The 22,809-nt window shown below is 65.4% G+C and carries 25 protein-coding genes; 17 read left to right on the top strand and 8 right to left on the bottom strand.

Annotation, left to right across the window (positions count from 1 at the left end; genetic code table 11):
- Positions 1–3: 3 nt before the first annotated feature.
- From ACN5W5_RS17545 to ACN5W5_RS17530, 4 genes are all read right to left on the bottom strand, one after another.
- Positions 4–1,350, bottom strand: coding sequence for a glutamine synthetase family protein (locus ACN5W5_RS17545; RefSeq protein ID WP_420049771.1), 1,347 nt, complete (start codon positions 1,348–1,350; stop codon positions 4–6).
- Positions 1,351–1,487: 137 nt separating this feature from the next.
- Positions 1,488–2,267 carry a peptidylprolyl isomerase gene (locus tag ACN5W5_RS17540; protein WP_420049770.1) on the bottom strand — a complete coding sequence of 260 codons (780 nt, stop codon included), beginning with the start codon at positions 2,265–2,267 and terminating at the stop codon, positions 1,488–1,490.
- Positions 2,268–2,362: 95 nt separating this feature from the next.
- Complete coding sequence (locus tag ACN5W5_RS17535) at positions 2,363–2,647, bottom strand: BolA family protein (protein ID WP_420049769.1); 285 nt, start codon at positions 2,645–2,647, stop codon at positions 2,363–2,365.
- Entirely contained in the window at positions 2,644–3,201 is a 558-nt protein-coding gene (locus ACN5W5_RS17530; protein ID WP_420049768.1) for a septation protein A, read from the bottom strand. The genes ACN5W5_RS17535 and ACN5W5_RS17530 overlap by 4 nt, the downstream gene beginning before the upstream one ends.
- Between ACN5W5_RS17530 and ACN5W5_RS17525 the strand changes: the two genes are divergently transcribed.
- Both ACN5W5_RS17525 and ACN5W5_RS17520 read left to right on the top strand, forming a co-directional pair.
- On the top strand, positions 3,173–4,321 hold the full coding sequence (locus ACN5W5_RS17525; protein WP_420049767.1) for a YcjF family protein: 1,149 nt from the start codon (positions 3,173–3,175) through the stop codon (positions 4,319–4,321). The two genes, ACN5W5_RS17530 and ACN5W5_RS17525, sit on opposite strands and share 29 nt — an antisense overlap.
- Positions 4,322–4,495: 174 nt before the next feature.
- Positions 4,496–4,993 (top strand): hypothetical protein, encoded by a 498-nt coding sequence (locus tag ACN5W5_RS17520; protein WP_420049766.1) that lies wholly within the window; start codon positions 4,496–4,498, stop codon positions 4,991–4,993.
- Between the two features lie 6 nt (positions 4,994–4,999).
- Here ACN5W5_RS17520 and cysK read toward each other — a convergent pair whose 3' ends face one another.
- Positions 5,000–5,920 (bottom strand): cysteine synthase A, encoded by a 921-nt coding sequence (gene cysK, locus ACN5W5_RS17515; protein ID WP_420049765.1) that lies wholly within the window; start codon positions 5,918–5,920, stop codon positions 5,000–5,002.
- Positions 5,921–6,007: 87 nt separating this feature from the next.
- The gene (locus tag ACN5W5_RS17510) at positions 6,008–7,144 is read right to left on the bottom strand and encodes an iron-containing alcohol dehydrogenase (RefSeq protein ID WP_420049764.1); all 1,137 of its coding nucleotides are present in this window, start codon (positions 7,142–7,144) and stop codon (positions 6,008–6,010) included.
- A 130-nt stretch (positions 7,145–7,274) separates the two neighbouring features.
- On the opposite strand from ACN5W5_RS17510, the gene ACN5W5_RS17505 reads away from it, so the two are divergent.
- Both ACN5W5_RS17505 and ACN5W5_RS17500 read left to right on the top strand, forming a co-directional pair.
- Positions 7,275–8,258, top strand: coding sequence for an alpha/beta hydrolase (locus ACN5W5_RS17505; RefSeq protein WP_420049763.1), 984 nt, complete (start codon positions 7,275–7,277; stop codon positions 8,256–8,258).
- Positions 8,259–8,268: 10 nt separating this feature from the next.
- Positions 8,269–9,129 carry a YbgC/FadM family acyl-CoA thioesterase gene (locus tag ACN5W5_RS17500; RefSeq protein ID WP_420049975.1) on the top strand — a complete coding sequence of 287 codons (861 nt, stop codon included), beginning with the start codon at positions 8,269–8,271 and terminating at the stop codon, positions 9,127–9,129.
- A 1-nt stretch (position 9,130) separates the two neighbouring features.
- Here the strand turns inward: ACN5W5_RS17500 and ACN5W5_RS17495 are convergent, their stop codons facing one another.
- Both ACN5W5_RS17495 and ACN5W5_RS17490 read right to left on the bottom strand, forming a co-directional pair.
- Complete coding sequence (locus tag ACN5W5_RS17495; RefSeq protein WP_420049762.1) at positions 9,131–9,985, bottom strand: NRDE family protein; 855 nt, start codon at positions 9,983–9,985, stop codon at positions 9,131–9,133.
- 21 nt (positions 9,986–10,006) lie between these two features.
- Entirely contained in the window at positions 10,007–10,942 is a 936-nt protein-coding gene (locus ACN5W5_RS17490; protein WP_420049761.1) for a YgfZ/GcvT domain-containing protein, read from the bottom strand.
- 115 nt (positions 10,943–11,057) lie between these two features.
- Between ACN5W5_RS17490 and mltG the strand changes: the two genes are divergently transcribed.
- The 13 genes from mltG (at position 11,058) to ACN5W5_RS17425 (ending at position 22,748) form a co-directional block, all read left to right on the top strand.
- Positions 11,058–12,065, top strand: coding sequence for an endolytic transglycosylase MltG (gene mltG / locus ACN5W5_RS17485; RefSeq protein ID WP_420049760.1), 1,008 nt, complete (start codon positions 11,058–11,060; stop codon positions 12,063–12,065).
- Positions 12,066–12,186: 121 nt separating this feature from the next.
- A complete protein-coding gene (tmk, locus tag ACN5W5_RS17480) occupies positions 12,187–12,870 on the top strand; it encodes a dTMP kinase (RefSeq protein ID WP_420049759.1) in 684 nt (227 codons plus the stop codon).
- A 52-nt stretch (positions 12,871–12,922) separates the two neighbouring features.
- On the top strand, positions 12,923–13,924 hold the full coding sequence (locus ACN5W5_RS17475; protein ID WP_420049758.1) for a DNA polymerase III subunit delta': 1,002 nt from the start codon (positions 12,923–12,925) through the stop codon (positions 13,922–13,924).
- Positions 13,925–13,935: 11 nt separating this feature from the next.
- Positions 13,936–14,307: a PilZ domain-containing protein gene (locus ACN5W5_RS17470; protein ID WP_420049757.1), complete on the top strand. Its 372-nt coding sequence runs from the start codon at positions 13,936–13,938 to the stop codon at positions 14,305–14,307.
- 64 nt (positions 14,308–14,371) lie between these two features.
- Positions 14,372–15,181 carry a TatD family hydrolase gene (locus tag ACN5W5_RS17465; RefSeq protein ID WP_420049756.1) on the top strand — a complete coding sequence of 270 codons (810 nt, stop codon included), beginning with the start codon at positions 14,372–14,374 and terminating at the stop codon, positions 15,179–15,181.
- Between the two features lie 68 nt (positions 15,182–15,249).
- Positions 15,250–15,867: an ankyrin repeat domain-containing protein gene (locus ACN5W5_RS17460; protein ID WP_420049755.1), complete on the top strand. Its 618-nt coding sequence runs from the start codon at positions 15,250–15,252 to the stop codon at positions 15,865–15,867.
- A gap of 154 nt (positions 15,868–16,021) precedes the next feature.
- A complete protein-coding gene (locus tag ACN5W5_RS17455; protein ID WP_420049754.1) occupies positions 16,022–16,510 on the top strand; it encodes a tripartite tricarboxylate transporter TctB family protein in 489 nt (162 codons plus the stop codon).
- Between the two features lie 15 nt (positions 16,511–16,525).
- Complete coding sequence (locus tag ACN5W5_RS17450; protein ID WP_420049753.1) at positions 16,526–18,037, top strand: tripartite tricarboxylate transporter permease; 1,512 nt, start codon at positions 16,526–16,528, stop codon at positions 18,035–18,037.
- A 407-nt stretch (positions 18,038–18,444) separates the two neighbouring features.
- Positions 18,445–19,302 carry a transporter substrate-binding domain-containing protein gene (locus ACN5W5_RS17445; protein WP_177134092.1) on the top strand — a complete coding sequence of 286 codons (858 nt, stop codon included), beginning with the start codon at positions 18,445–18,447 and terminating at the stop codon, positions 19,300–19,302.
- A gap of 27 nt (positions 19,303–19,329) precedes the next feature.
- On the top strand, positions 19,330–20,031 hold the full coding sequence (locus tag ACN5W5_RS17440; RefSeq protein WP_177134095.1) for an ABC transporter permease: 702 nt from the start codon (positions 19,330–19,332) through the stop codon (positions 20,029–20,031).
- Complete coding sequence (locus ACN5W5_RS17435; protein WP_420049752.1) at positions 20,031–20,747, top strand: ABC transporter permease; 717 nt, start codon at positions 20,031–20,033, stop codon at positions 20,745–20,747. Before ACN5W5_RS17440 ends, ACN5W5_RS17435 begins: the two co-directional genes overlap by 1 nt.
- Positions 20,748–20,843: 96 nt before the next feature.
- Positions 20,844–21,965 carry a succinylglutamate desuccinylase/aspartoacylase family protein gene (locus ACN5W5_RS17430; protein ID WP_420049751.1) on the top strand — a complete coding sequence of 374 codons (1,122 nt, stop codon included), beginning with the start codon at positions 20,844–20,846 and terminating at the stop codon, positions 21,963–21,965.
- 15 nt (positions 21,966–21,980) lie between these two features.
- Positions 21,981–22,748, top strand: a complete 768-nt coding sequence (locus ACN5W5_RS17425; protein ID WP_420049750.1) for an ABC transporter ATP-binding protein — start codon at positions 21,981–21,983, stop codon at positions 22,746–22,748.
- Positions 22,749–22,809: the final 61 nt, after the last annotated feature.

The raw sequence follows: 22,809 nt of genomic DNA, 5'->3' as shown, positions 1-22,809 counted from the left end.
ACCTCAGACCAGCAGGAGGAGGTGCTCGCGTTCCCAGGAGCTGATCACGCGGTTGTAGGTGGCGTATTCCAGCTCCTTCACCGCCAGGAAGGCATCGATGAAGGCGCCACCGAACACGTCGCGCACCGGCTCGCATTCGCGCATGCGGCGGATCGAGTCCTCCATGTGGCTGGGCAACTCGAAGTCCATGTCCCAGGCGCTGGTCGTCATGGGCTCGCTGGGCAGCTTTTTTTCCACCATGCCGAGGTAGCCCGCGCCCAGCGTGGCGGCCATGGCCAGGTAGGGGTTCACGTCCACGCCGGGTACGCGGTTTTCCAGCCGGCGGTTGGCGGCGTCGGACTCGGGCACGCGGATGCCGCAGGTGCGGTTGTCGTAGCCCCACTGCACGTTGATCGGCGCCGACATGAAGCGCGAGAGCCGGCGGTAGGAGTTCACATAGGGCGCCAGCATCGGCATGATCTGCGGCACGTAGCGCTGCAGGCCAGCGATGTAGTGGTGGAAGGCGGGCGTGGGCGAGCCGTCTGCGTCGCTGAAGATGTTCTGCTTCGTCTCGGCGTCCAGGATGCTCTGGTGGATGTGCATCGCGCTGCCGGGCTCGGCTTCCATGGGCTTGGCCATGAAGGTGGCAAAGATGCCGTGGCGCAACGCGGTTTCACGCACCGTGCGTTTGAACAGGAACACGCGGTCGGCCAGGTCCATGGGCTCGCCGTGGGTGAAGTTGATCTCCATCTGGCCAGCGCCGGCTTCGTGGATCAGCGTTTCCACGCCCAGGCGGTGCACCTCGCAGAAGCGCGAAAGCTCCAGGAAGAAGGGGTCGAAATCGTTCACCGCGTCGATGGAATACGACTGGCGCCCGGCCTCGGGTTTGCCGGTGCGGCCCAGCGGCGGCTGCAGTGGTTCGTGCGGGTTCTGGTGGCGCGCCACCAGATAGAACTCCATCTCGGGCGCCACCACCGGTTGCCAGCCCTGCGCTTCGTAGAGCGCCAGCACGCGACGCAACACGGAGCGCGGCGCGAGTGCCACCGGCGTGCCGTCGAACTCTTCGCAGTCGTGGATGATCACCGCCACCTGTTCGGCGGCCCAGGGCACCATGCGCGCGGTGGCGAGGTCGGGCACACAGACCATGTCCGGGTCGGTGTCGCCGACGAAGGCGGTGTTGTCGGGCTGCTGGCCGTTGACCGTGTTGAGCAGCACGCTCTTGGGCAGGCGCATGTGGCCGGAGTTGAGGAACAGGTCCTTGGGCAAAATCTTGCCGCGCGCGATGCCTGTCATGTCGGGGATGACGCACTCCACCTCGTGGATGCGGTGCTGGGCGAGAAACTCGCGCAAGCTGTCGGTTGAGATGCTCATGTGCAGCCTGATTTGATCAAAAGTGGCAGCAATTCTGTCACTTTTTTGAGTTACTGAGAATATTTGATCAAATCAAGCGATGGGACGAAAAAAAGCGCGACCCGGAAGTCGCGCCTGGGTAAGCCAGCGTCGGCTGCTTACTCCACCTTGGCCTTTTCCCGCAGGCTGGCCTGGAACGCTGCCACTTTCTGCTGCTTCATCTGCTGGGCGATCTGGTCCTTGATCTCTTCGAACTTGGGCAACTGGGCCTGGCGCACATCGTCCACGCGGATGATGTGCCAGCCAAACTGGCTCTTCACCGGCGCCGGCGTCATCTGCCCTTTTTCGAGCTTGACCATGGCCTCGGAAAACTCGGCCACGTAGCTGGACGCATTGGCCCAGTCGAGGTCGCCGCCGTTGGCGCCGGAGCCCGGGTCTTTCGACTGTTTCTTGGCGATGTCTTCGAATTTGGCACCGCCTTTGATGGACGCGATGACCGCTTTGGCTTCGTCTTCCTTCTCCACCAGGATGTGGCGGGCGCGGTATTCCTTGCCACCATTGCTGGCGGCGAACTTGTCGTACTCGGCCTGGATTTCAGCGTCCGTCACCGGGTTCTTCTTTTCATAGTCCGCAAACAGCGCGCGGATCAGGATGGTCTGGCGGGCCAGTTCCATCTGGTCCTTGTATTCGGGCAGCGCGGCCACGCCGCGTTTTTGCGCTTCCTGCATGAAGATTTCGCGCAGCACGACTTCTTCTTTCAGCTGGGCACGCACCTCGTCGGTCACCGGGCGGCCCGATGCCGCGAGCTGCTTGGCCAGCACCTCAACCCGCGCGGTCGGCACGGCCTTGCCGTTGACGATGGCCACGTTTTGCGCAGCGGCCCAGGGGGCGGCAGCGAGAAGGACGGCCGCGGTCAGGGCCGACAGGGAAAATTTCATGGTGTTCCTCGGGTGAAAAAAACGGGGGGCCAACGCACAGTGCGGGGTTTCAGCAAACAGGGCTCAGATGGTTGCCAGGCCCATGTGCTGACTGGTCAGGCCTGGATTTCAATCGCCAGCGCGTGCAGGCCCGCGTCGGTGAATTTTTGCAGCGCATCATACACAAGCCGGTGTTGTGCCACGCGGCTTTTGCCCGCGAAGGCCGCCCCGCCGATGCGCACCCGGAAGTGCGTGCCGTGACCCAGGCCGTTGGCGCCCGCATGGCCGGCGTGGGCCGCACTTTCGTCGATCACTTCCAGCACCGCGGGCGCCAGGGCCTCGCGCAGCGCAGCTTCCAGAGCCGGGGCGGTGCTGATCACAGGGGTGGGTGTTGCGTTCATGGTTTCTGGGCTCCGTCGCCGGGGGTGTCGCCATCTTTCAGGTAGCGCGCGATGTACAGGCCCTGACCGACGATGAAGACGATCGGGAACACATAGCCCCAGAGCTTGAAGTTGACCCAGTCTTCGGTGGAGTAGTAGGCCGCCACATAGGCGTTGATGCCGGCCATGAAGAGGAAATAGCCGATCCAGATCACGGTGAGCCGCGCCCAGACCGCGGTCGGCAGCGACAGCTGGCTGCCCAGCAATATCTGCAGGAAGTTCTTCTTCCAGACCCATAGCGCCGCACCCAGCACGATCGCCATGCTCGCGTACAACACAGTGGGTTTCCACTTGATGAAGCGTTCATCGTGCAGCGCCAGGGTGAGCACGCCGAACACGATCACCAGCACCAGCGTGACCTTCTGCAGGGTCTGCAGCCGGCGGTCGATGGCGTAGATGAGGCCCGTCTGCACCAGCGTGGCGACCATGAGCACCGCGGTGGCGGTGTAGATGTCGTGCAGCTTGTAGGCCGCCACAAAAAGGCCGATGGGAAAGAAGTCGATGAGAAAACGCATGGACCGATTATCGGGCTTGCGCCGCGGGCGCTGCGTGACAGGGGGTATCACAACCGGCTCGGGCCAGCGCCGGAACTTGAAACACGCAACGGGCTCTACCGGGGTCACTTGGTCACAACCCCACTCGAAACACCCCATGCAAGCCAACGAACAACAGTCCATCCTCACCATCGCCCTGCTGGCAGCCTTTGCCGACGGTCACAAGGCCGACACCGAGCGCGAGGCCATCCGCAAGCTGGCCGAGACACTGGGTCACGAGAGCGGTGGCGCCGGGCTGGCTCAGCTTTACCAGGATGTGCTGCTGAAACGCGTGACGCTGGCCGACGCCGTGGCCGGCCTGACGGACGCCGGCCAGCGCCAGCTGGCTTATGAAATGGCGGTGTGTGTTTGTGATGCGGACGGGCGCCAGAGCCCCGCCGAGACCAGCTTCCTGGCCGACCTGAAAGCCCGCCTGCAACTGGACGCGGCCGAGGCCTCGGCGTTCGAGCGCGAGGAAGCGGCTGTGCTCGATGCGGCCGACCAGGCCGCACCGCTGGCCGTGCCCGTGGTCGTGGCCGCTTCGGCGGCGCAAGCTGTGCCGCAGGCGGCGCCACGGGATGCCGCTCTCGACGCCCAGCTCGACAAGACCATCCTGAACGCGGCCATGCTCAACGGCGCGCTCGAATTGTTGCCGCAATCCTGGGCCTCGATGGCCATCATCCCGCTGCAGGTGCGCCTGGTCTACAACATCGGCAAGGCCCACGGCGTGGAACTGGACCAGGGCCACATCCGCGAGTTCATCGCGGCCGCGGGCGTGGGCGCGACCTCGCAGTACATCGAGCAATTCGGTCGCCAGCTGCTCGGGGGCCTGCTGGGCAAGATGGCCGGGCGCACCTTGGGTGGTCTGGGCCGCGCTGCCACCGGCGTGGCGTTTTCGTTTGCCACCACCTACGCCCTCGGCCAGGTGGCCCGGCGCTATTACGCGGGTGGCCGGGTGATGAGCACGGCGCTGTTGCAGGAGACCTTCCAGAAACTGCTCACCCCGGCCAAGCAGTTGCAGGCGCAATACCTGCCGCAGATCCAGGCACAGGCCCAGTCGCTGGACATGGGCAAGGTGCTGGCCATGGTGCGGGGCGGCTGAATTCAGCGCTGGTTTTTGTTACACGCGCGGACGCTCCGCGCTCCGGAGGCGGGGTGGTTTTGGGCCAGAATCCCCAAGGGGTGTCTGTTCGTTTCCACACGGTTGCGGAGCCCAACCCTTGTTATTGTTCTTGTTATTGTTCGACTCACCCCATTTCATTTCTGGACACACCTTATGACGACGCACATCCGCCATGCATTCAAACTGGTCGGGCTGAGCCTGGCCATCGCCGCGCTCACCGCCTGCGGCGGCAACGACGATCCGAAGCCGGGTGACACCTCGGGTGATCCGGTGGCCAAATACATCGGCTCCTGGGAGAGCGCGTGTTATGAAGACAGTGGCGCGTCGGCCCATCTGCGCGCCGATTTCACCAAGGCCTCTGCCACGGGCTTCACCGGTGAGGTGGTGGCCTATTTCTACATCGGCACCTCGTGTTCCGGCCCCAGCGTGAAGAACACCAAGGTGTTCACCCACATGGTCATGTCACACGACGGCACCAAGATCGTGGGCAGCGTGACGGCCGACAAGTTCGCCGGGACTTCCGACCAAGGCTCCGCGAAAGTGCTGCTCTATGTGAACGGCAACACCCTGCAGATCGGTGACCCCGACGCCGCCAAGGACGCGCAGGGTTACCCCAACACGTTCTACGACAAGTCGATGACGCGCATCTGATCGGCGTCAGGCGGGCAGGAAGCCCTCCACCGACAGGTAGCGCTCGCCGGTGTCGTAGTTGAAGCCCAGCACCACGGCGTTGGCCGGCAGTTCGGGCAGTTTCTGCGCGATGGCGGCCAGTGTCGCGCCCGACGAAATGCCGACCAGCATGCCTTCTTCTCGGGCGCAGCGGCGGGCCATCTCGCGGGCCGGTTCGGCGTCCACCTGGATCACACCGTCGAGCAGGGTGGTGTCGAGGTTGTTGGGGATGAAGCCCGCGCCGATGCCCTGGATCGGGTGGGGCGCCGGGCTGCCACCCGAAATGACCGGCGAGGCCACCGGCTCCACCGCGTACACCTTGAGTTGGGGCCATTTGGCTTTCAGCACCTGCGCACAACCGGTGATGTGCCCCCCGGTGCCCACCCCAGTGATCAGCACATCGACTCCCTCAGGGAAATCGGCGGCGATTTCGGCGGCCGTGGTTTTGGCGTGGATCGCGACGTTGGCCGGGTTGTTGAACTGCTGCGGCATCCAGGCGCCGGGCGTGCTGGCGACGATTTCTTCGGCCCGGGCGATCGCGCCTTTCATGCCTTTTTCACGCGGGGTCAGGTCGAAGCTCGCGCCGTAGGCCAGCATCAGGCGGCGACGCTCGACGGACATGCTGTCGGGCATGACCAGCACCAGCTTGTAGCCCTTGACAGCCGCCACCATGGCCAGTCCGATGCCGGTGTTGCCCGAGGTCGGCTCCACGATCGTGCCGCCGGGTTGCAGGGCTCCTGACTGTTCGGCGTCTTCCACCATCGCCAGCGCAATGCGGTCCTTGATCGAGCCGCCGGGGTTGCTGCGTTCGGACTTGATCCACACCTGCTGCGAGGCGCCGGCAAACAGCCGCTGGATGCGCACGTGGGGGGTGTTGCCGATGGTGTCGAGAATGTTCTGGGCCTTCATGCGGTGCTCCTGAGGTGTGTCGAAGGGCGCCAGTATCCCCTGTCTGCAAACACCTTGCAGGCCGCGACCCGGCCAAGTCCGAGCACCTCACATGGCCGCTTCCAGCATCTGGCGGTATTCCTCCGCGCTGGCGATGCGCGGGTTGGTCTTGTGGCAGTGGTCGGCCAGCGCGCCTTCGATGACTTTGTCGAACAAGTCGGGCGTCACGCCCATGGCAGCCAGGCCGGCGGGCAGGCCCAGTCGGGCGTTCATGTCCTTGATCGCTTCACCGATGTCGCTGCCGCTGGCCAGACCCATGGCGTGCGCCATGCGATCCAGCCGCCGGTCTTTCTTCATCGACTCGGCTTCGGCGTTGAAACGCACCACCGCGGGCAGGAACATGGCGTTGAGCGTGCCGTGGTGCAGGCGCGGGTTGACGCCGCCCAGGCTGTGGCTGAGCGAATGCACACAGCCCAGGCCTTTCTGGAACGCCATCGCGCCCTGCATGCTGGCGCTCATCATGTTCAGGCGCGCCTCGCGGTCGCTGCCGTCCTTGGTGGCGCGCTCGATGTGCGCCCAGCCGCGCATCAGGCCATCGAGGCCGATGCCGTCGGCCGGCGGGTTGAAGGCCGGCGCCATGAAGGTTTCCATGCAGTGGGCGATGGCGTCCATGCCGGTGGCGGCGGTCAGCATGGGTGGCAGGCCGAGCGTGAGCTCGGGGTCGAGCAAGGCGGTTTTGGGCACCAGGTGCCAGCTGTGGAAGCCCAGCTTGCGGCCGTCGTCCACGATCACGATGGCGCCGCGCGCCACCTCGCTGCCCGTGCCCGCGGTGGTCGGCACGGCGATCAGCGGCGGCACGCGGTCGGTGATCTTCGGTGAGCCGCCTTCGATGGTGGCGTAGGTCTTGAGCGGGCCCTCGTGCACCGCGGCGATGGCCACGCCCTTGGCGCAGTCGATGGAGCTGCCACCGCCGAGTGCGATCAGGCCGTCGCAGCCCTCGGTCTGGTACACCGCCACGGCCGCACGCACCGCCGCTTCGTTCGGGTTCGACGGCGTCTGGTCAAACACGGCAGGCTTCAGGCCGGGCAGGGCGGCGAGCGCCTTGTCCAGCAGCCCGGCGGCCTTCACACCCGCGTCGGTCACGATCAGCGGGCGGCGGATGCCCACGCGTTCGCATTCGGCCTGCAGCTGCGCGAGCACGCCAAAGTCAATCAGGATGTTGGTGACATAGAGAATCTGGGCCATGTTTGTCTCGTGTGGTTGTAGGAGGCGAAAGGCAAAACTATACGGCCGCACTCTCTTGAGGCCAATGCCACCGGCGTGACCGCCGGTCGCACAAAAGACAGCCACAATCCGGCGCATACTTTTTCCACCCATGTCGCACCACCCCAACCCCCGCTCCCTGCTCACGACCGCCATGCGCGGCGTGCTCGACCGCATCGCCCGCGCCGGCCACCCGCCCATGCACGCGCTTTCGCCTGCCCAGGCCAAGCAGGCCTACGAGGCGGGCGCCGGGGTGCTCGACATCCCCTCGCACAAACTGGTGCGGGTGGACGATCTGAAGATCCCGGCGCGTGACGGCTTTGAGCTGCCTGCCCGGCTGTTCGCCCCCGCATCGGCGCACCCGCTGCCGGTGCTGCTGTACTTCCACGGCGGCGGCTTCACCGTCGGCAGCGTGGCCACGCACGAACCGCTGTGCCGCCACCTGGCCCACCTCGCGCATTGCGCGGTGGTCTCGGTGGACTACCGGCTGGCACCGGAGTGGCAGTTCCCCACCGCCGTGCACGACGCCTGGGACAGCCTGGCCTGGCTGCGCGAGAACGCTGCGACGCTGCGGCTGGACGGCAGCCGGATCGCGGTGGGCGGCGACAGCGCGGGCGGTACCCTCGCGGCCGTCACCGCGCTCGGCGCCCGCGACGCCGGCTGGCCGCTGGCTTTGCAACTGCTGTTCTACCCCGGCACCGCCGGCCACCAGAACACCCCCAGCCACAAGACCTTCGCCAAAGGCTTCTTGCTCGAAGAGGCCCACATCACCTACTTCTTCAACCACTACCTGCGCTCGCCGCAGGACCGCGACGACTGGCGCTTCGCCCCGCTCGACGGCGTGGACGAATCACGCCAGGTGCGCGACTTCGACGGCGTGGCCCCGGTCTGGATCGGCCTGGCGGAATGCGACCCGCTGACGGACGAGGGCGTGCAATACGCCGACCGCCTGCGCATGGCGGGTGTGCCGGTCGACCTGGAGATCTACGCCGGTGTGGTGCACGGCTTCATCCAGTTTGGCCGCGCCATCCCGCAGGCCCTGACCGCGCACAACGACGCTGCCCGCGCTTTGCGCCATGCTTTTGGAGACCACTGAGATGCCCACGATGAAACGCGCCGACTTCCGCTTCTTCCACCGCCTGCGCGTGCGCTGGGCCGAGGTGGACATGCAGAAGATCGTGTTCAACGCGCACTACCTGATGTATTTCGACACCGCCATCGCCGACTACTGGCGTGCGCTGGCCTTGCCTTACGAGGAGTCGATGCAGCAGCTCGATGGTGATCTCTACGTCGTCAAGGCGACGGTGGAGTTCCACGCTTCGGCGCGGGTGGACGACCAGATCGAGGTGGCCATGAAGTGCAACCGCATCGGCACCTCGTCCATGACCTTCACCGGCGCGATCTTCCGCGGCGAGGAACACCTGATCTCGTGCGAACTGGTCTACGTGTTCGCCGACCCGGCCACGCAGACCTCGCGCCCGGTGCCCCAGGCCTTGCGCGACACCGTTCTCGGCTACGAGGCTGGTGAGGCCATGGTGACGATCAAGGTCGGGCGCTGGAGCGAGCTCGGCGACGATGCCCGCCGCATCCGCACCGCGGTGTTTGTGGAGGAGCAGCGCATTCCCAAAGACCTGGAGAGCGACGCGGCCGATCTGACGGCGGTGCACGCCGTGGTCTACAACCGCCTGGGTCAGCCGGTGGCGACCGGGCGCTTCGTGCCGCACGGGCCGGGGGTGGTGAAGGTTGGACGCCTGGCGGTGCACCGCGTGCTGCGCGGCGGCCACCTGGGGCGCCAGGTGCTGCAGGCGCTGATGGACGCGGCCCGCGACGCCGGAGAACGCGAAGTGATGCTGCATGCCCAGCGCAGCGCCGTGGGCTTTTACGAGCGGCTGGGTTACCAGGCGCGGGGGGCGTCGTTCGAAGAGGCGGGCATTGAACATCAGGAGATGTTCAAGCCGCTCGTCTGAATCACCAGAACAGTGTTTCGCTGCGCCGGTTGTGCGGGTTCCAGGCATGCCCTTGACCGGCCACGGGTGCGTGGGTCCACTCGTCCACGGCCACCCGCCAGGCCGCCGGCGCCGCACGGGTTTCTGACATCTGCACGCTCAGGACCAGACTGCTGCGGGTGCCGTAGCCACGCTCGGGCAGGCTGACAAAGGGGCTGGACAGACCGTGTTCCATCTCCAACGGAACACCGGTTTCCGGCAGTTCGTGTGTGGGCACGCGCCGCGCGTCGGCCAGCGCATCGGTGAGCCTAGTGATCGGCAGGGGTGAAGAAGCGGGCTGCGCGAGGCAATCGCCGAGCGCCTGCTTCAGCCGTTCGCTCTTGGGCCAGGGGGTGTCGAGCGCTGCGTTGGACAAGCCGTAGACACCCGCCTGCAAGCGCCGGCTGTGCAAACCGGTGGGATGTTCGTCGTGCGGATGCTCGGGGTCGCGGTTGCCGGCCCAGGCCCAGAACTGGTTGTGGAAATCACCCACCACCAGGTTGAAGCCGCCGTACGCGGCCGGATCGAGATCATCCAGCAGCGCCTCCCAGCTCAGCCCGCCGCGCAGCCAGCGGGTGACCAGTTCACCCCGGCTGCGCTGGCCCGGCCCGGCCTGGGTGCTGCGCACATTGGTGAGCATGGCCACACGACCGGTTTCGCTCACCCCCAGCCAGGTGCCGCCGTCCCGCAGGTCGCGCCCGGCGACCACACCGGCGCCGTCGGGCAGGGTCCAGTGGTGCAGAGGAGCCGTCGGCCGGTCCAGGAATTCGTCGCGGTTGGCCGCGATCAGCAACGGACAGACCGGGCTGGCATCGATGGCAAAGGCGATCAGGCACATGGCGGGACCCGCCCGAGGCGGTCAGACGTCTTCCAGCAGCGGGTAGGGGAGGGGCAACAGGTGCAACACCGGGCCCGTGGCACTGCCGGCGTGCAGGCTGCCGCCCGCTGCCGCGCTGGTCTGCATGGACACGGTGGCGCTCCAGCCGCCCGCAGGGTTGGCTGCAGCAGCGGCCACCGTCCCGCAGGGCTGTTCGGCGTCGCTGCTGTGAAACACGTCTTGCCCCACGGTCAAAGGCTCATCGGCCTGCACCAGAAACGCACGGCGCTTGAGCGTGCCGCGGAACTGGCTGCGCGCCACCACTTCCTGCCCGGGGTAACAACCTTTTTTGAAGTTCACGCCGCCCACCGATTCGTAGTTCAGCATCTGCGGCACAAAGGCTTCCGCGATCGGCTGGGTGAGGGTGGCCACGCCGGCCATCACATCCAGCCAGGCCCAGTGGGCTTCGGGCAGGGCATCGCCCGCGGGCGGCGGGTGGCCGGTCGGTGCCACCCACAGCGCGCGGGGCAGGCCTTGTGACGGGTAAATCGCGATGGTTTGAGCGCCGCCCGCCTCGCCGGACTTGCTCCAGGGTTTGGCGTCTGCTGGCGCGGCGGACCCGCTGAGCCCCCAGACCTGAAATTCCTCGCTCGCGTCACTCAGCCGGGCCTTGGCCCGCAGCACGAACATCGACAGGCGCTTGAGCGTGGCTGGCAGCAGGTCGCGGCTGCAAACCAGCAGCACGTCGTCGTGCGCGAGCTTGAAGCCGACAAAACTCGCCAGCATGCGGCCCTTGGCCGAACAGAACGCCGCCAGCCGCGCTTCGGACAGGCCGAGCATGGCAAAGTCCTGCGTCAACTGGCCGTGCAGGAACTTCGCCGCGTCTTCGCCCTGGACGCGGATGATCCCCAGTTGGGGCAGCGGGGTCGCGCCGTGGAGCGCGGGCAGGGGAACGCTGGGCAAGGTGGGCGGGTTCATGGCGTGGGTGGTGTGGCGTGGGTGTGTGGCGAGCAGGGGAACAGCGGTCGATTATCATCTTTGGCCCGGGTCTCTGCCGGCGGCGTCACCCATCTCCTCGCACCATCCCCGACCCGTGAAACGTCTGTTGTTCCTGTTGTTCTGGCTGCCGCTGCTCGCGATGGGACTGGCCGCGGGCGCCGCCTGGTGGTGGTTGCACGAGCCGCTGCTGCTGCCAGCCGATGCCAGCGCGCAAGCACCAGTGGAATTGAACATCCAGCCGGGCAGCTCGGCGCGTGTGGTGGCCCAAGCCGTGACCAGTGCCGGGGTCAGGGTGCCGACCGTCCTGCTCTACGCCTGGTTTCGAGCTTCAGGGCAGGGCCGGTCGATCAAGGCCGGCGTCTATGAAATCAAACCCGGCGCCACGCCGCGCAGCCTGCTGGACCAGCTGGTACGGGGTGAGCAGGCGCTGCGCAGCCTGACCCTGGTCGAAGGCTGGAACGTGCGCGAGGTGCTGGCGGCGGTGCGTGCTTCGCCCGACCTGAACCAGGATCTTGACGGCCTGGGCATGGCCGACATCATGGCCCGCATCGGCTACGCCGGGCGGCACCCGGAAGGCCGCTTTTTCCCCGACACCTACCGCATGGTCAAACACGCCACGGCGTCCAGCGTGTTGCGCCAGGCGGCCCAGGCCATGGACCAGCGACTGGCTGAAGCCTGGGCCCAGCGCGCGCCAGATTCGCCGCTGCGCTCGCCCGAAGAGGCGCTGATCCTGGCCAGCATCGTCGAAAAAGAGACGGGAGCCGAAGTCGACCGGTCGATGGTGGCCGGCGTGTTCAGCAACCGTCTGCGCATCGGCATGCGGCTGCAGACCGATCCCACGGTGATCTACGGCCTGGGTGAACGCTTCGATGGCAACCTGCGCCGGACGGACCTCGAAACCGACGGCCCTTACAACACCTACACCCGCGCCGGCCTGCCGCCCACGCCGATCGCCATGCCGGGCTGGAACTCCTTGCTGGCGGCGGTCAAACCGGCGGCCACACCCGCGATGTATTTTGTGGCGCGCGGCGACGGCAGCAGCCAGTTCAGCGCCACGCTTGACGAACACAATTCGGCGGTGCGCCGCTATCAAAGCAAATGACCCCCCTGCGCCGCTTCGCGTCTTCCCCCCTGAGCAGGGGGGACCACACCAGCCGCCCGGCAAAGCCGGTTCTGCGGTGTGTGCTGGGCCGCGTCCTTCGTCGGCACGATGGAGCCCTGAAATGACGGTTGGTTCGACAGGCCTGTTCATCTCTTTTGAGGGCATCGACGGTGCGGGCAAGTCCACCCACATCGCGAACCTCGCCGATGCTTTCCGCAGCCAGGGCCGCAACGTGACCCTCACGCGCGAACCCGGCGGCACACCGCTGGCCGAAAAGCTGCGCGCCATGGTACTCGGCGACGCCATGGACCCGCTCACCGAGTCGCTGCTGGTGTTCGCCGCCCGGCGCGACCATCTGTTGACGGTGATCGAACCGGCGCTGGCGCGCGGCGATGTGGTGCTGTGTGATCGCTTCACCGACGCCACCTTTGCCTACCAGGGCGGTGGTCGTGGTTTTGACCTGCAGACCCTCGGCACGCTGGAGCGCTGGGTGCAGGCGACGCCTGCCCTGCAGGGCCATGGCATCCGCCAGCCCGATCTGACGGTCTGGTTCGATCTGCCGGCCGAGACCGCCGCGGCCCGGCTGGCCGGCGCCCGTGTGCCCGACCGCTTTGAAGCCCAGCCGGTGGCGTTTTTCCAGGCCGTCGCTGCGGGCTATGCGGCGCGTGCCGAAGCCGAGCCGTGGCGCTTTGCGCGCATCAACGCCGACCAGCCGCGTGAGCAGGTCTGGGCCGCCATCGCGGTGGCGTTCGCCCAGCGGGGCTGGTTGCCGGCACCGGCTGAATCCGGCCCTTCCGCCAGCTGACGCCCCACCCATGGCAACCCGTTCAACACCCCCTGACACCGTCGCCCCACCCATGGCAACCCGCGCACCCTGGGTTCAGCGCCAGCTGCAGGCACTGCTCGCACAGCGGGGGCATGCCTGGCTGTTGCAGGGGCCATCGGGCCTGGGGCAATACGAGCTGGCGCTGGCGCTGGCGCAGAGCTGGTTGTGCGAGCAGCCCACGGCGTCGGGCCCCTGCGGGGTCTGCGCCAGCTGCCACATGGTTGATACCCACGCCCACCCCGATTTTGTGGTGCTCATGCCCGAGACGGTCATGCTTGAACGCGGCTGGCCCCTGGCCGAAACCGCGCAGAAGGAGATCGACGACAAGAAGCGCAAGCCCAGCAAGGAAATCCGGGTCGAGGCCATGCGCGACACAGTGGCCTTCGCCCAGCGCACCAGTGCGCGTGGGCGGGGCCTGGCGGTGCTGGTGTACCCGGCCGAGCGCATGAACCACGTGACGGCCAACGCCTTGCTCAAGACCCTGGAGGAGCCACCCGGGGACACCCGCTTCGTGCTCGCCAGCGAGGCTACCCACCAGCTGCTGCCCACCATCCGCAGCCGTTGCCAGACCCATGCCATGGACTGGCCCCCGGAACCGGAAGCGCTGCAGTGGCTCCAGGACAACGCGGCCAGCCGCCCCACGCCCGAGCAAGCGCAGGTCTGGCTGCGCGCGGCCGGTGGGCGACCGGTGGATGCCCTGGCCTGGGCCGGCACCGGCCTGAACGCCAAGGCCTGGGCCGATCTGCCCGCCGCGCTGGCCCGCGGCGACTGGAGCACGCTGGCGGGCTGGCCCGCAGCGCAGCAACTTGAGCTGCTGCAGAAACTCTGCCACGACCTGATGGTGCAGGCGGCCGGCGGCACGCCACGCTTCTTCGCCGCCGCGAACCTGCCGGTGGCGCCGCGCTGGGGCGTGCTGGCCCGTTGGTCTCGCGAACTGCTGGACGCGGCGCGCTCGGTTGAGCACCCGTACAACCCCGGTTTGATGCAGGAAGCCTGGGCCGCCCGCACGCGGCAGGCCCTGGTTTCCCGCTAAACTTGTTGGCCATGAGCATCAGCCCCCCCGCATCCAACGCCTCAGTTCGCCCGAGCGTGATCCAGCTCTCCATCAAGGAGAAGGCAGCGCTGTACGCAGCCTACATTCCGTTGTTTGCCGACGGGGGCATTTTCATTCCGTCTTCCCGCGAGTACCGCATCGGCGACGACGTCTATGTGCTGCTCAGCCTGCCCGACGACCCGCAGCGCTACCCGGTCGCCGGCAAGGTCGCCTGGGTCACGCCCGCGAAGGCGCAGGGCGGGCGCACCCAGGGTGTGGGCATCCGTTTTCCGGCTGACGAAAAATCGCGCCTGCTCAAGATCAAGATCGAAGAGATTCTGGGCGCCAGCCTGGGCTCGGACAAGCCCACTCAGACCATCTGAGCCGCGGTGTGGCCAGCGCCCCGCTGGGCGGGCCCACAGCCATCTCGCCATTTTCCCGCCCAACATGTTCACCGATTCCCATTGCCACCTGAACTTCCCGGAGTTGCGCGGAGACTTGCCAGCGATCTTGGCTGCCATGAGCAAAGCCCAGGTGGACCGCGCCCTGTGCATCTGCACGACGCTCGAAGAGTTTGACGATGTGCACGGGCTGGCCCGTGATCACGCCAACCTGTGGGCCACGGTGGGCGTGCACCCCGACAACGAAGGCGTTCAGGAGCCCACACTGGACGATCTGCTCCGGCGCGCCGATCTGCCACGCGTCGTGGGCATTGGTGAGACCGGCCTGGACTACTACCGCCTGAATGGCCGCAGCGTGGCCGACATGGCCTGGCAACGCGAGCGCTACCGCACCCACATCCGCGCCGGCCGTCTGACCGACCTGCCTCTGGTGATCCACACCCGGAGCGCGTCGGAAGACACGCTGGCGATCCTGCGCGAGGAAGGCGGTTTTGACCGTGCGGCCCAACCCGATCTGCCGCACTCAAGGGGGGTGTTTCACTGTTTCACCGAAACCGAGGCGGTGGCACGGGCCGCGCTTGAGCTGGATTTCTACATCTCGTTCTCGGGCATCCTGACCTTTCGCAACGCCAGCGATCTGCGTGAGATCGCCCGTTTTGTCCCGCTCGACCGCATGCTGATCGAAACCGACAGCCCGTATCTGGCGCCGGTGCCCCACCGCGGCAAGACCAACAACCCGTCCTTCGTTCCCTTTGTGGCGCAGCAGATCGCCGAGGTCAGGGGTGTGGCCGTGGAGGTGGTGGCCGAGGCCACCAGCCGCAATTTTGAGCAGGTCTTCAACCGGATCATGGTGTGAAAATATTCATGAAACACTTTAAGTTTTTTAAAAAGTGTTTTGTTTTAACTGCATTTTTTACATCTTCTATGGTCGCCAGTGCTGGCGCCTTCGAGGATTTTTTCAGCGCGGCCAAACTCGACAACGAGTCCGTGATGGTCGGGCTCACACTGCGTGGTTTTGACCTCAACACCATTGACCCACGCGGTGACAGCGCCCTGCTCATCGCCGTGCGCGAAGGTTCGCGCAAGGTGGCCCTGTTCCTGCTGGAACAACCCTCGGTGAAAGTTGAAGCCCGCAACCCCAAAGGGGAAAGCCCGCTGATGCTCGCCGCACTCAAAGGCGATCTGGACATGGCCAGGCGCCTGATCCAGCGCAAAGCCGAGGTCAACAAGCCCGGCTGGACGGCCTTGCACTATGCCGCGTCCAACGCCACCCAGGCCAGCCAGGAGATGGTTCGCCTGCTGCTGGAGCACCACGCCTACATCGACGCGGAATCGCCCAACCGCACCACACCCCTGATGATGGCGGCACATTACGGCCATCCGGCCGTGGTGAAGCTGTTGCTGGAAGAGGGGGCAGATCCCCTGCTGCGCAATGAACAGGGGCTGACGGCGATCGACTTTGCCCGGCGGGGCGAACGGCAGGAATCGGCCGACCTCATTGCGGCCTTTGTGCGCCGAATGCGCCCCACCGGCACCTGGTGAACACGGCCCGGTGGGCCCGTTTCCGCGCCCGGGGCAGGGCAGGGACACCGCCCAGACTCAAGTAGGTGTAATCCCTCGGTAGGTGTAACCCACATCGATATTCCGTTAACAGTCCTCCAGAATGCCCCACATTCCAAACTTGAGGAGATGCACCGTGGCCCTGGCCAGTCAGAAGGATTTTTTTTCGGGACTCATGTTCACCGCGGTGGGTGGGTCGTTTGCCTGGGGCGCCACGGATTACACCGTGGGAGAGGGTGCACGCATGGGGCCGGGTTATTTCCCGCTCATGCTGGGCATCCTGCTGGCCATTCTCGGCACCATCATCACACTCCAGGCGTTTGTCAAAGGCAACCCGGGCGGCGACAAGGTCGGTGCCTTCGCCTGGCGCCCCTTGGGTTTCATTCTGGGCGCCAACCTGGCCTTCGGCGCCCTGCTGGTGGGACTGCCGTCCATTGGCTTCCCGGCCATGGGCCTCATCGTGGCGATCTATGCCCTGGTTTTCATTTCCAGCCAGGCGCAGCCCGGCAGCAAACTGAAGGCAACGTTCATCCTGGCGACGATCCTGGCTGCTGGCAGCTACGGCGCTTTTGTCAAACTCTTGAGCTTGCAGTTCCCGGTGTGGCCTGCGTTCCTCACGAACTGATCACAAGGCACCACCATGGAATTGTTTGACAACCTTGCACTGGGTTTTGGCGTCGCCTTCACCTTCCAGAACCTGGTCTACGCCTTCGTCGGCTGCCTGCTGGGCACGCTGATCGGCGTGTTGCCCGGCATCGGGCCACTGGCCACCATCGCCATGCTGCTGCCCGCGACCTACGGCTTGCCGCCGGTGGCTGCGCTCATCATGCTGGCCGGCATCTATTACGGTGCCCAATACGGTGGCTCCACCACCGCCATCCTGGTCAACCTGCCGGGTGAGGCTTCATCGGTGGTGACCGTCATCGACGGTTACCAGATGGCGCGCAAGGGCAGGGCAGGCCCGGCGCTGGCCGCAGCCGGCCTGGGCTCCTTCTTTGCCGGGTGCGTGGGTACCCTGATCCTGGCCGCATTCGCGCCACCGCTGACCGAAGTGGCGCTCCAGTTCGGCCCGGCCGAATACTTCTCGCTCATGATCGTGGGCCTGATTGGCGCCGTGGTGCTGGCCTCCGGCTCGCTCATCAAAGCCTTGGCCATGATCGTGCTGGGCCTGTTGCTCGGCCTGGTGGGGACCGACGTGAACTCGGGTGTGGCGCGCTACAGCTTCGACATCCCTGAACTCACCGACGGCATCAGCTTCCTGGCCATTGCCATGGGCGTGTTCGGATACGGCGAGATCATCAGCAACCTGTCGCGCCCCGAAGAACACCGCGAAGTCTTCACCGGCAAGGTCGAAGGCATCATGCCGACCAAGGAAGACTTCAAGAACATGATACCGGCCGTGCTGCGCGGCACCGCCCTGGGCTCGGCGCTGGGCATCCTGCCCGGTGGTGGGGCGCTGCTGTCGGCCTTCACGGCCTACACCCTCGAAAAGAAGACCAAACTCCGGCCGGGTGAAGTGCCCTTTGGCCAGGGCAACATCCGCGGCGTGGCGGCGCCCGAAGCGGCCAACAATGCCGGTTCGCAGACCTCGTTCATTCCGCTGCTGACCCTGGGCATTCCGCCCAACGCCGTGATGGCGCTGATGGTCGGTGCCATGACCATCCACAACATCCAGCCGGGTCCGCAGGTCATGACCAGCAACCCCGAACTGTTCTGGGGTCTGATCGCCTCGATGTGGATCGGCAACCTGATGCTGGTGATCCTGAACCTGCCGCTGATCGGCATCTGGATCAAGCTGCTGACCGTGCCGTACCGCTGGCTGTTCCCGGCCATCGTGCTGTTCTGCGCCATTGGCGTGTACTCGACCAACAACAACAGCTTCGACATCTGGATGGTCGCCATCTTTGGCTTCATCGGCTACCTGTTCATCAAACTGGGCTGCGAGCCGGCGCCTTTGCTGCTGGGCCTGATCCTGGGACCCATGATGGAGGAATACCTGCGCCGTGCCATGTTGATCTCCCGCGGCGACTGGTCGGTGTTCGTGACCCGGCCGTTGTCGGCCAGCCTGCTGGCTATCGCCGCGGTCCTGCTGGTGGTCGTGCTGCTGCCTTCGATCAAGAAGAAGCGCGAAGAGGCCTTCGTCGAAGACTGAGGTCTATCTATCGACCAGGCGGACACGCCTGGAGAGCCCGATCAGAGATCTCTGATCGGGCTTTTTTTGTTGGTCATCTGATCAGCACGAGGTGATGTGACCGGGACTTTCGACGGGTTGACTCAGGGCTTCTCAGGTCGTCCCCAAAATTTCGCTGAGCCGACAGGGTCTCTGGCGGTGTGGATTCGTCGAATTTCAATATTCCACGATGTATATTATGTATAGTTAATTTCAGAAAACAAAGACTTCTCTTCGGCCCGGATATTGCATACAAGCTTTCACGTGTCGCCTATGCGGGGAAACACCTGCTGGCGATGCCCCGAAATTGGACTGCCCAGACCTACAATTGGTGCGCCCGTCAGGAGGCCAATCCTGTCGATCCACATGCTTGATGACCAAGGACTTACATGAAAAACCTGTTTCTTTCCCTGAGCCTGATTGGTGCAGCCGCGCTGGTCGGTTGTAGCAAGACCGAAACCCCGGCACCGGCCGCCCCGGCCGAACCTGCTGCAGCCGCAGCACCGGCGGCTCCCGCCAGCCAGTGGCCTGAACTGCGCGTCGCGATCGACCCGACCTACAAGCCGTTCACCTACAAGACCGAATCTGGCGAACCCGCCGGTTTTGACGTCGACGTGGCCAAGGCCCTGTGTGATGAACTCAAGAGCAAGTGCGTCTTCGTCGAACAGGCCTGGGACGGCATGATCCCCGGCCTTCAGGCCAAGAAGTACGATGCCATCATCTCCTCGATGTCGATCACCGAAGAACGCAAGCAGGCCGTGGACTTCACGGGCAAGTACTACAACACGCCGTCGTGCGTGGTGGTGAAGTCGGCGCTGAACCTGGGCGCGGAAGCTGCGAATTTCAAGGGCAAGAAGATCGGCGTGCTCAAGGCCTCCACGCAAGAGAAATACGCCATGGGTGAGCTCCAGCCCGCTGGCGCCACCATCGTGCCTTACGACGCGCAGGATCAGGTTTACCTGGACATCAAGTCCGGCCGCCTGGACGGCACCGTGGCCGACGTGGTTGAAGTCAACGGTGGTTTCCTGTCCACGCCCGATGGCAAGGACTACGCCTGTGCTGGCACCCGCATCCCGGTTGAATTCGATGCCAAGTACTTCGGTGCTGGCGCTGGCGTGGCCATCCGCAAGGAAGACACGGCTCTGCGCGACGCCCTGAATGCCGGCATCAAGGCCATCCGCGACAGCGGCAAATGGAAAGAGCTGGCCGAGAAGCACGTGCCTGGCGTAGACATCTGGGGTTCCTGAGCCTGAGCGCCCGGAGGTCCTGATCCGATGACGACCTACTTTCTCAATATCCTGCAGGGACTGTTGGTCACCCTCGGTGTGTCCTTGGGCGCGCTGGTGGTCGCCGCCCTGTTGGGTCTGGCCGGTGCGGCAGCCAAGCTGTCGCACCACAAATGGCTCAACTGGGTGGGCGACATCTATTCCACCGTGATCCGGGGCGTCCCGGATCTCGTGTGGATGCTCCTGCTGTATTTCGGTGGCCAGATTCTGGTCAATGACATCGCGGAAGCCCTGGGCTTTCGCAGCGGTCCGCAGATCAACCCGTTTGTGGCGGGTGTGCTGACCATCGGTTTTGTGTATGGCGCCTACATGACGGAAACCTTCCGTGGCGCGATCATGAGTGTGCCCAAGGGCCAGTCGGAAGCCGGCTGGGCTTTTGGCATGAGCCGGTTCTACACGTTTCGGCGCATGGTGCTCCCGCAAATGGTGCGCTTTGCGTTGCCCAGCTTCACCAACAACTGGCTGGTGCTGCTGAAAGCCACCGCGCTGGTCTCCGTGATTGGTCTGGCCGATATCACCAACCTGGCCAAACAGGCGGGCGCAGCGGCACGTGGCCAGATCCCGGGCGCCGCCATCATCTTCATGGCCTTTGCTGGCCTGCTCTACCTGTTGATTTCCAGCATCAGCCTGCTGTTGCTGCGCCGCGCTGAAAAACGTTATTCGGTCGGTGTGAAGCGGGGGGATTTCTGATGGACAAGTTCGCCATCATCTTCCAGCCGCAGAATCTGCAGCTCTACTGGACCGGCCTGATCGCCACCATGGAGCTGCTCGGGGTCAGCCTGATTGCGGGCGCCCTGATGACGTTGCCGCTCACGCTGATGCGGGTCTCGCGCAACCGCTGGGTGTCGTCGCCGGTCTGGTTGTTCACCTACGTGGTGCGCGGCACGCCGCTGCTGATCCAAGTCTATTTCATCTACTACGGCATTGCGCAGCTGGAGTGGGTGCAGGGCCTGTGGGACACCCACTGGCCGTTCACCTGGTTCAAAGACCCCTTCTTCTGTGCCGTGCTGGCGTTCACGCTCAACACCTGTGCCTACACGGTCGAAATGCTGGCGGGTGCCATCAAGGAAACCCCGGCGGGTGAAATCGAAGCGGCCCAGGCGGCGGGCTTCGGCAAATGGAACATGATGTTCCGCCTGATCCTGCCCAGCGCCATGCGCCGCACCCTGCCGGGCTATTCCAACGAAGTGGTCATGATGCTGCACGCCACCTCGCTGGCCAGCGTGGTGCCCGCGCTGTACGACCTGACCAACGCCGCTTACGCGATCTACAAGACCTACTACCTGGCGTTCCAGCCGTTCATCTTTGTCGCGGTCCTGTATTTCATGCTGACCTTCGCACTGGTGTACGTGTTCCGGCTGCTGGAGCGCCGTTTTCTCGCCTATCTGCGCCCCATTGCCCACTGACACGACCACCCTTCCTGGGGTAGCCTTGTGCTGCCTGACCGGCCCGGCCAGGCCGACACCCGCCCCATGGCGGGTTCGGGGTCCTTGAACGTCACTATGCAACAGATCAACCACCCCCTCCTCTCGCCCGCACTGGGCACCCAGCGCCTTCTGAGCAGCTGGCATTTCGGGCAACCCGGCCAAGGTCCCAAGGTCTATGTGCAGGCCAGCCTGCACGCGGATGAACTGCCTGGCATGCTGGTCGCCCACCATCTGCGCGGCCTGCTTGAAGAGGCCGAACAGAGCGGCCACCTGCTGGGTGAGGTCGTGCTGGTGCCGCTGGCCAACCCGATCGGCCTGGACCAGACCAGCATGCACCACCAGCTCGGGCGCTTCGAGCTGGCCAGCATGGAGAACTTCAACCGCAACTACCCGGACTTTTTCGCCCTGGTGAAAGACGACGTGGCCACCCAGCTGGGGCCCGACGCTGGGCAGAACAAGCTCCTGATCCGCGCGGCCATGCGTCGCGCCCTGGACGCCCAGAAGCCGGAAACGGAGCTGCAGAGCCTGCGCCGGACACTGATGCAGCTGTCCCACGACGCCGACATCGTGCTCGACCTGCACTGCGACTTCGAGGCGGTGTTGCACCTCTACGCGGAGCAGCCCATGCTCGACCAGATCGAACCGCTGGCGCGCTACCTGGGCGCGCGTGCCTTCCTGTGGGCCAGGGGTTCAGGGCCATCGATCTCGTTTGATGAGGCGCTTTCGGGTCCCTGGTGGCGTCTGCGCGAGCACTTTACCGACCGGTTTCCGGTGCCTCTGGCCTGCGCCAGCACCACGGTGGAGCTGCGCGGCCAGACCGATGTGTCCGAGCCGCTGGCGCGCCAGGACGCGCAGGCGATTTTTCACTACCTGCAACATGCCGGTGTGCTGGGGGGCACCGCACCCGAGCTCCCGTCAGCCCTGTGTGACGCCACGCCGCTGGCCGGCACCGAGTCGCTGCATGCGCCCCATCCTGGTGTGATCGTGTTCACCTGTGCCGTGGGCGATGTGGTCCAGGCCGGGCAGGTGCTGGCCCATTTGATCGACCCGCTGACGCCGCGCACCACGCCCATCCAGAGTTCAATCGACGGCGTGGTGTACGCCCGCCACAACCTGCGCTGGGCCACCAGCGGCATGGAACTCTGCCGTGTCGCCGGCGCCACCCCGATCCGGTCCGGCAACCTGCTCAGCCCTTGAATCATCCCCCTACCCATGACCACCAAACTCGAAGCCATCGACATCCGCAAGAGCTACGGCAGCAACGAAGTGCTCAAGGGTGTTTCGGTCACGGCCCACGCGGGCGACGTGATCAGCATCATCGGCTCTTCGGGGTCGGGCAAATCGACCTTTTTGCGCTGCATGAACCTGCTGGAGCGCCCCCAGCACGGCCGGATCATCGTGGCCGGTGAAGAGCTCAAGCTGGTGACGGCCAAAGACGGCATGCTCAAGGCAGCGGACGAAAAGCAGCTGCAGCGCGCCCGATCCCGGCTCGCCATGGTGTTCCAGCATTTCAACCTCTGGTCGCACCTGACGGTGCTCGAAAACATCATCGAGGCGCCAATGCATGTGCTCGGCCAGAGCAAGGACGAAGCCGTATCCGCCGCCCGCAAGTACCTGGAAAAGGTGGGGCTGCGCGGCGTGGAGGACAAATACCCGGCGCACATGTCGGGTGGCCAGCAGCAGCGCGTGGCGATCGCCCGGGCGCTGGCGGTGGAGCCCGAGGTGATGCTGTTCGACGAACCCACCAGCGCACTCGACCCCGAACTGGTCGGCGAGGTGCTGCGCGTCATGAAGCTGCTGGCCGAAGAAGGCCGCACCATGCTGGTGGTGACGCACGAAATGGGCTTCGCGCGCGAGGTTTCGAACCACCTGATCTTCCTGCACAAGGGCTGCATCGAGGAACAGGGCGTGCCGGCCGAGGTGCTGGCCCGGCCCAAGAGCGAGCGGCTGGCGCAGTTCCTCTCCGGCAACCTCAAGTAAGCGGCATACGCGGCCGGCCGGTCAATCGGCCAAACAGCGGGGTTCTTCACCCGCTGATGAC

The organism is Hydrogenophaga sp. ZJX-1 (assembly GCF_048590325.1).
In the GTDB taxonomy this organism is placed as follows: Bacteria; Pseudomonadota; Gammaproteobacteria; order Burkholderiales; family Burkholderiaceae_C; genus Hydrogenophaga.
This window is presented reverse-complemented; position numbering and strand designations above follow the sequence as displayed.

Bases quoted from the DNA above. Each gene is read 5' to 3' on its own strand.
- ACN5W5_RS17440 (WP_177134095.1), top strand. From the start codon at position 19,330: ATGACGACCTACTTTCTCAATATCCTGCAGGGACTGTTGGTCACCCTC.
- ACN5W5_RS17435 (WP_420049752.1), top strand. From the start codon at position 20,031: ATGGACAAGTTCGCCATCATCTTCCAGCCGCAGAATCTGCAGCTCTAC.
- ACN5W5_RS17540 (WP_420049770.1), bottom strand. From the start codon at position 2,267: ATGAAATTTTCCCTGTCGGCCCTGACCGCGGCCGTCCTTCTCGCTGCC.
- ACN5W5_RS17530 (WP_420049768.1), bottom strand. From the start codon at position 3,201: ATGCGTTTTCTCATCGACTTCTTTCCCATCGGCCTTTTTGTGGCGGCC.
- ACN5W5_RS17500 (WP_420049975.1), top strand. From the start codon at position 8,269: ATGAAACGCGCCGACTTCCGCTTCTTCCACCGCCTGCGCGTGCGCTGG.
- ACN5W5_RS17545 (WP_420049771.1), bottom strand. From the start codon at position 1,350: ATGAGCATCTCAACCGACAGCTTGCGCGAGTTTCTCGCCCAGCACCGC.
- ACN5W5_RS17525 (WP_420049767.1), top strand. From the start codon at position 3,173: ATGGGAAAGAAGTCGATGAGAAAACGCATGGACCGATTATCGGGCTTG.
- ACN5W5_RS17450 (WP_420049753.1), top strand. From the start codon at position 16,526: ATGGAATTGTTTGACAACCTTGCACTGGGTTTTGGCGTCGCCTTCACC.
- ACN5W5_RS17505 (WP_420049763.1), top strand. From the start codon at position 7,275: ATGTCGCACCACCCCAACCCCCGCTCCCTGCTCACGACCGCCATGCGC.
- cysK (WP_420049765.1), bottom strand. From the start codon at position 5,920: ATGAAGGCCCAGAACATTCTCGACACCATCGGCAACACCCCCCACGTG.
- tmk (WP_420049759.1), top strand. From the start codon at position 12,187: ATGACGGTTGGTTCGACAGGCCTGTTCATCTCTTTTGAGGGCATCGAC.
- ACN5W5_RS17445 (WP_177134092.1), top strand. From the start codon at position 18,445: ATGAAAAACCTGTTTCTTTCCCTGAGCCTGATTGGTGCAGCCGCGCTG.
- ACN5W5_RS17520 (WP_420049766.1), top strand. From the start codon at position 4,496: ATGACGACGCACATCCGCCATGCATTCAAACTGGTCGGGCTGAGCCTG.
- ACN5W5_RS17460 (WP_420049755.1), top strand. From the start codon at position 15,250: ATGGTCGCCAGTGCTGGCGCCTTCGAGGATTTTTTCAGCGCGGCCAAA.
- ACN5W5_RS17475 (WP_420049758.1), top strand. From the start codon at position 12,923: ATGGCAACCCGCGCACCCTGGGTTCAGCGCCAGCTGCAGGCACTGCTC.
- ACN5W5_RS17470 (WP_420049757.1), top strand. From the start codon at position 13,936: ATGAGCATCAGCCCCCCCGCATCCAACGCCTCAGTTCGCCCGAGCGTG.
- ACN5W5_RS17425 (WP_420049750.1), top strand. From the start codon at position 21,981: ATGACCACCAAACTCGAAGCCATCGACATCCGCAAGAGCTACGGCAGC.
- ACN5W5_RS17465 (WP_420049756.1), top strand. From the start codon at position 14,372: ATGTTCACCGATTCCCATTGCCACCTGAACTTCCCGGAGTTGCGCGGA.
- ACN5W5_RS17490 (WP_420049761.1), bottom strand. From the start codon at position 10,942: ATGAACCCGCCCACCTTGCCCAGCGTTCCCCTGCCCGCGCTCCACGGC.
- ACN5W5_RS17510 (WP_420049764.1), bottom strand. From the start codon at position 7,144: ATGGCCCAGATTCTCTATGTCACCAACATCCTGATTGACTTTGGCGTG.
- ACN5W5_RS17430 (WP_420049751.1), top strand. From the start codon at position 20,844: ATGCAACAGATCAACCACCCCCTCCTCTCGCCCGCACTGGGCACCCAG.
- ACN5W5_RS17495 (WP_420049762.1), bottom strand. From the start codon at position 9,985: ATGTGCCTGATCGCCTTTGCCATCGATGCCAGCCCGGTCTGTCCGTTG.
- ACN5W5_RS17535 (WP_420049769.1), bottom strand. From the start codon at position 2,647: ATGAACGCAACACCCACCCCTGTGATCAGCACCGCCCCGGCTCTGGAA.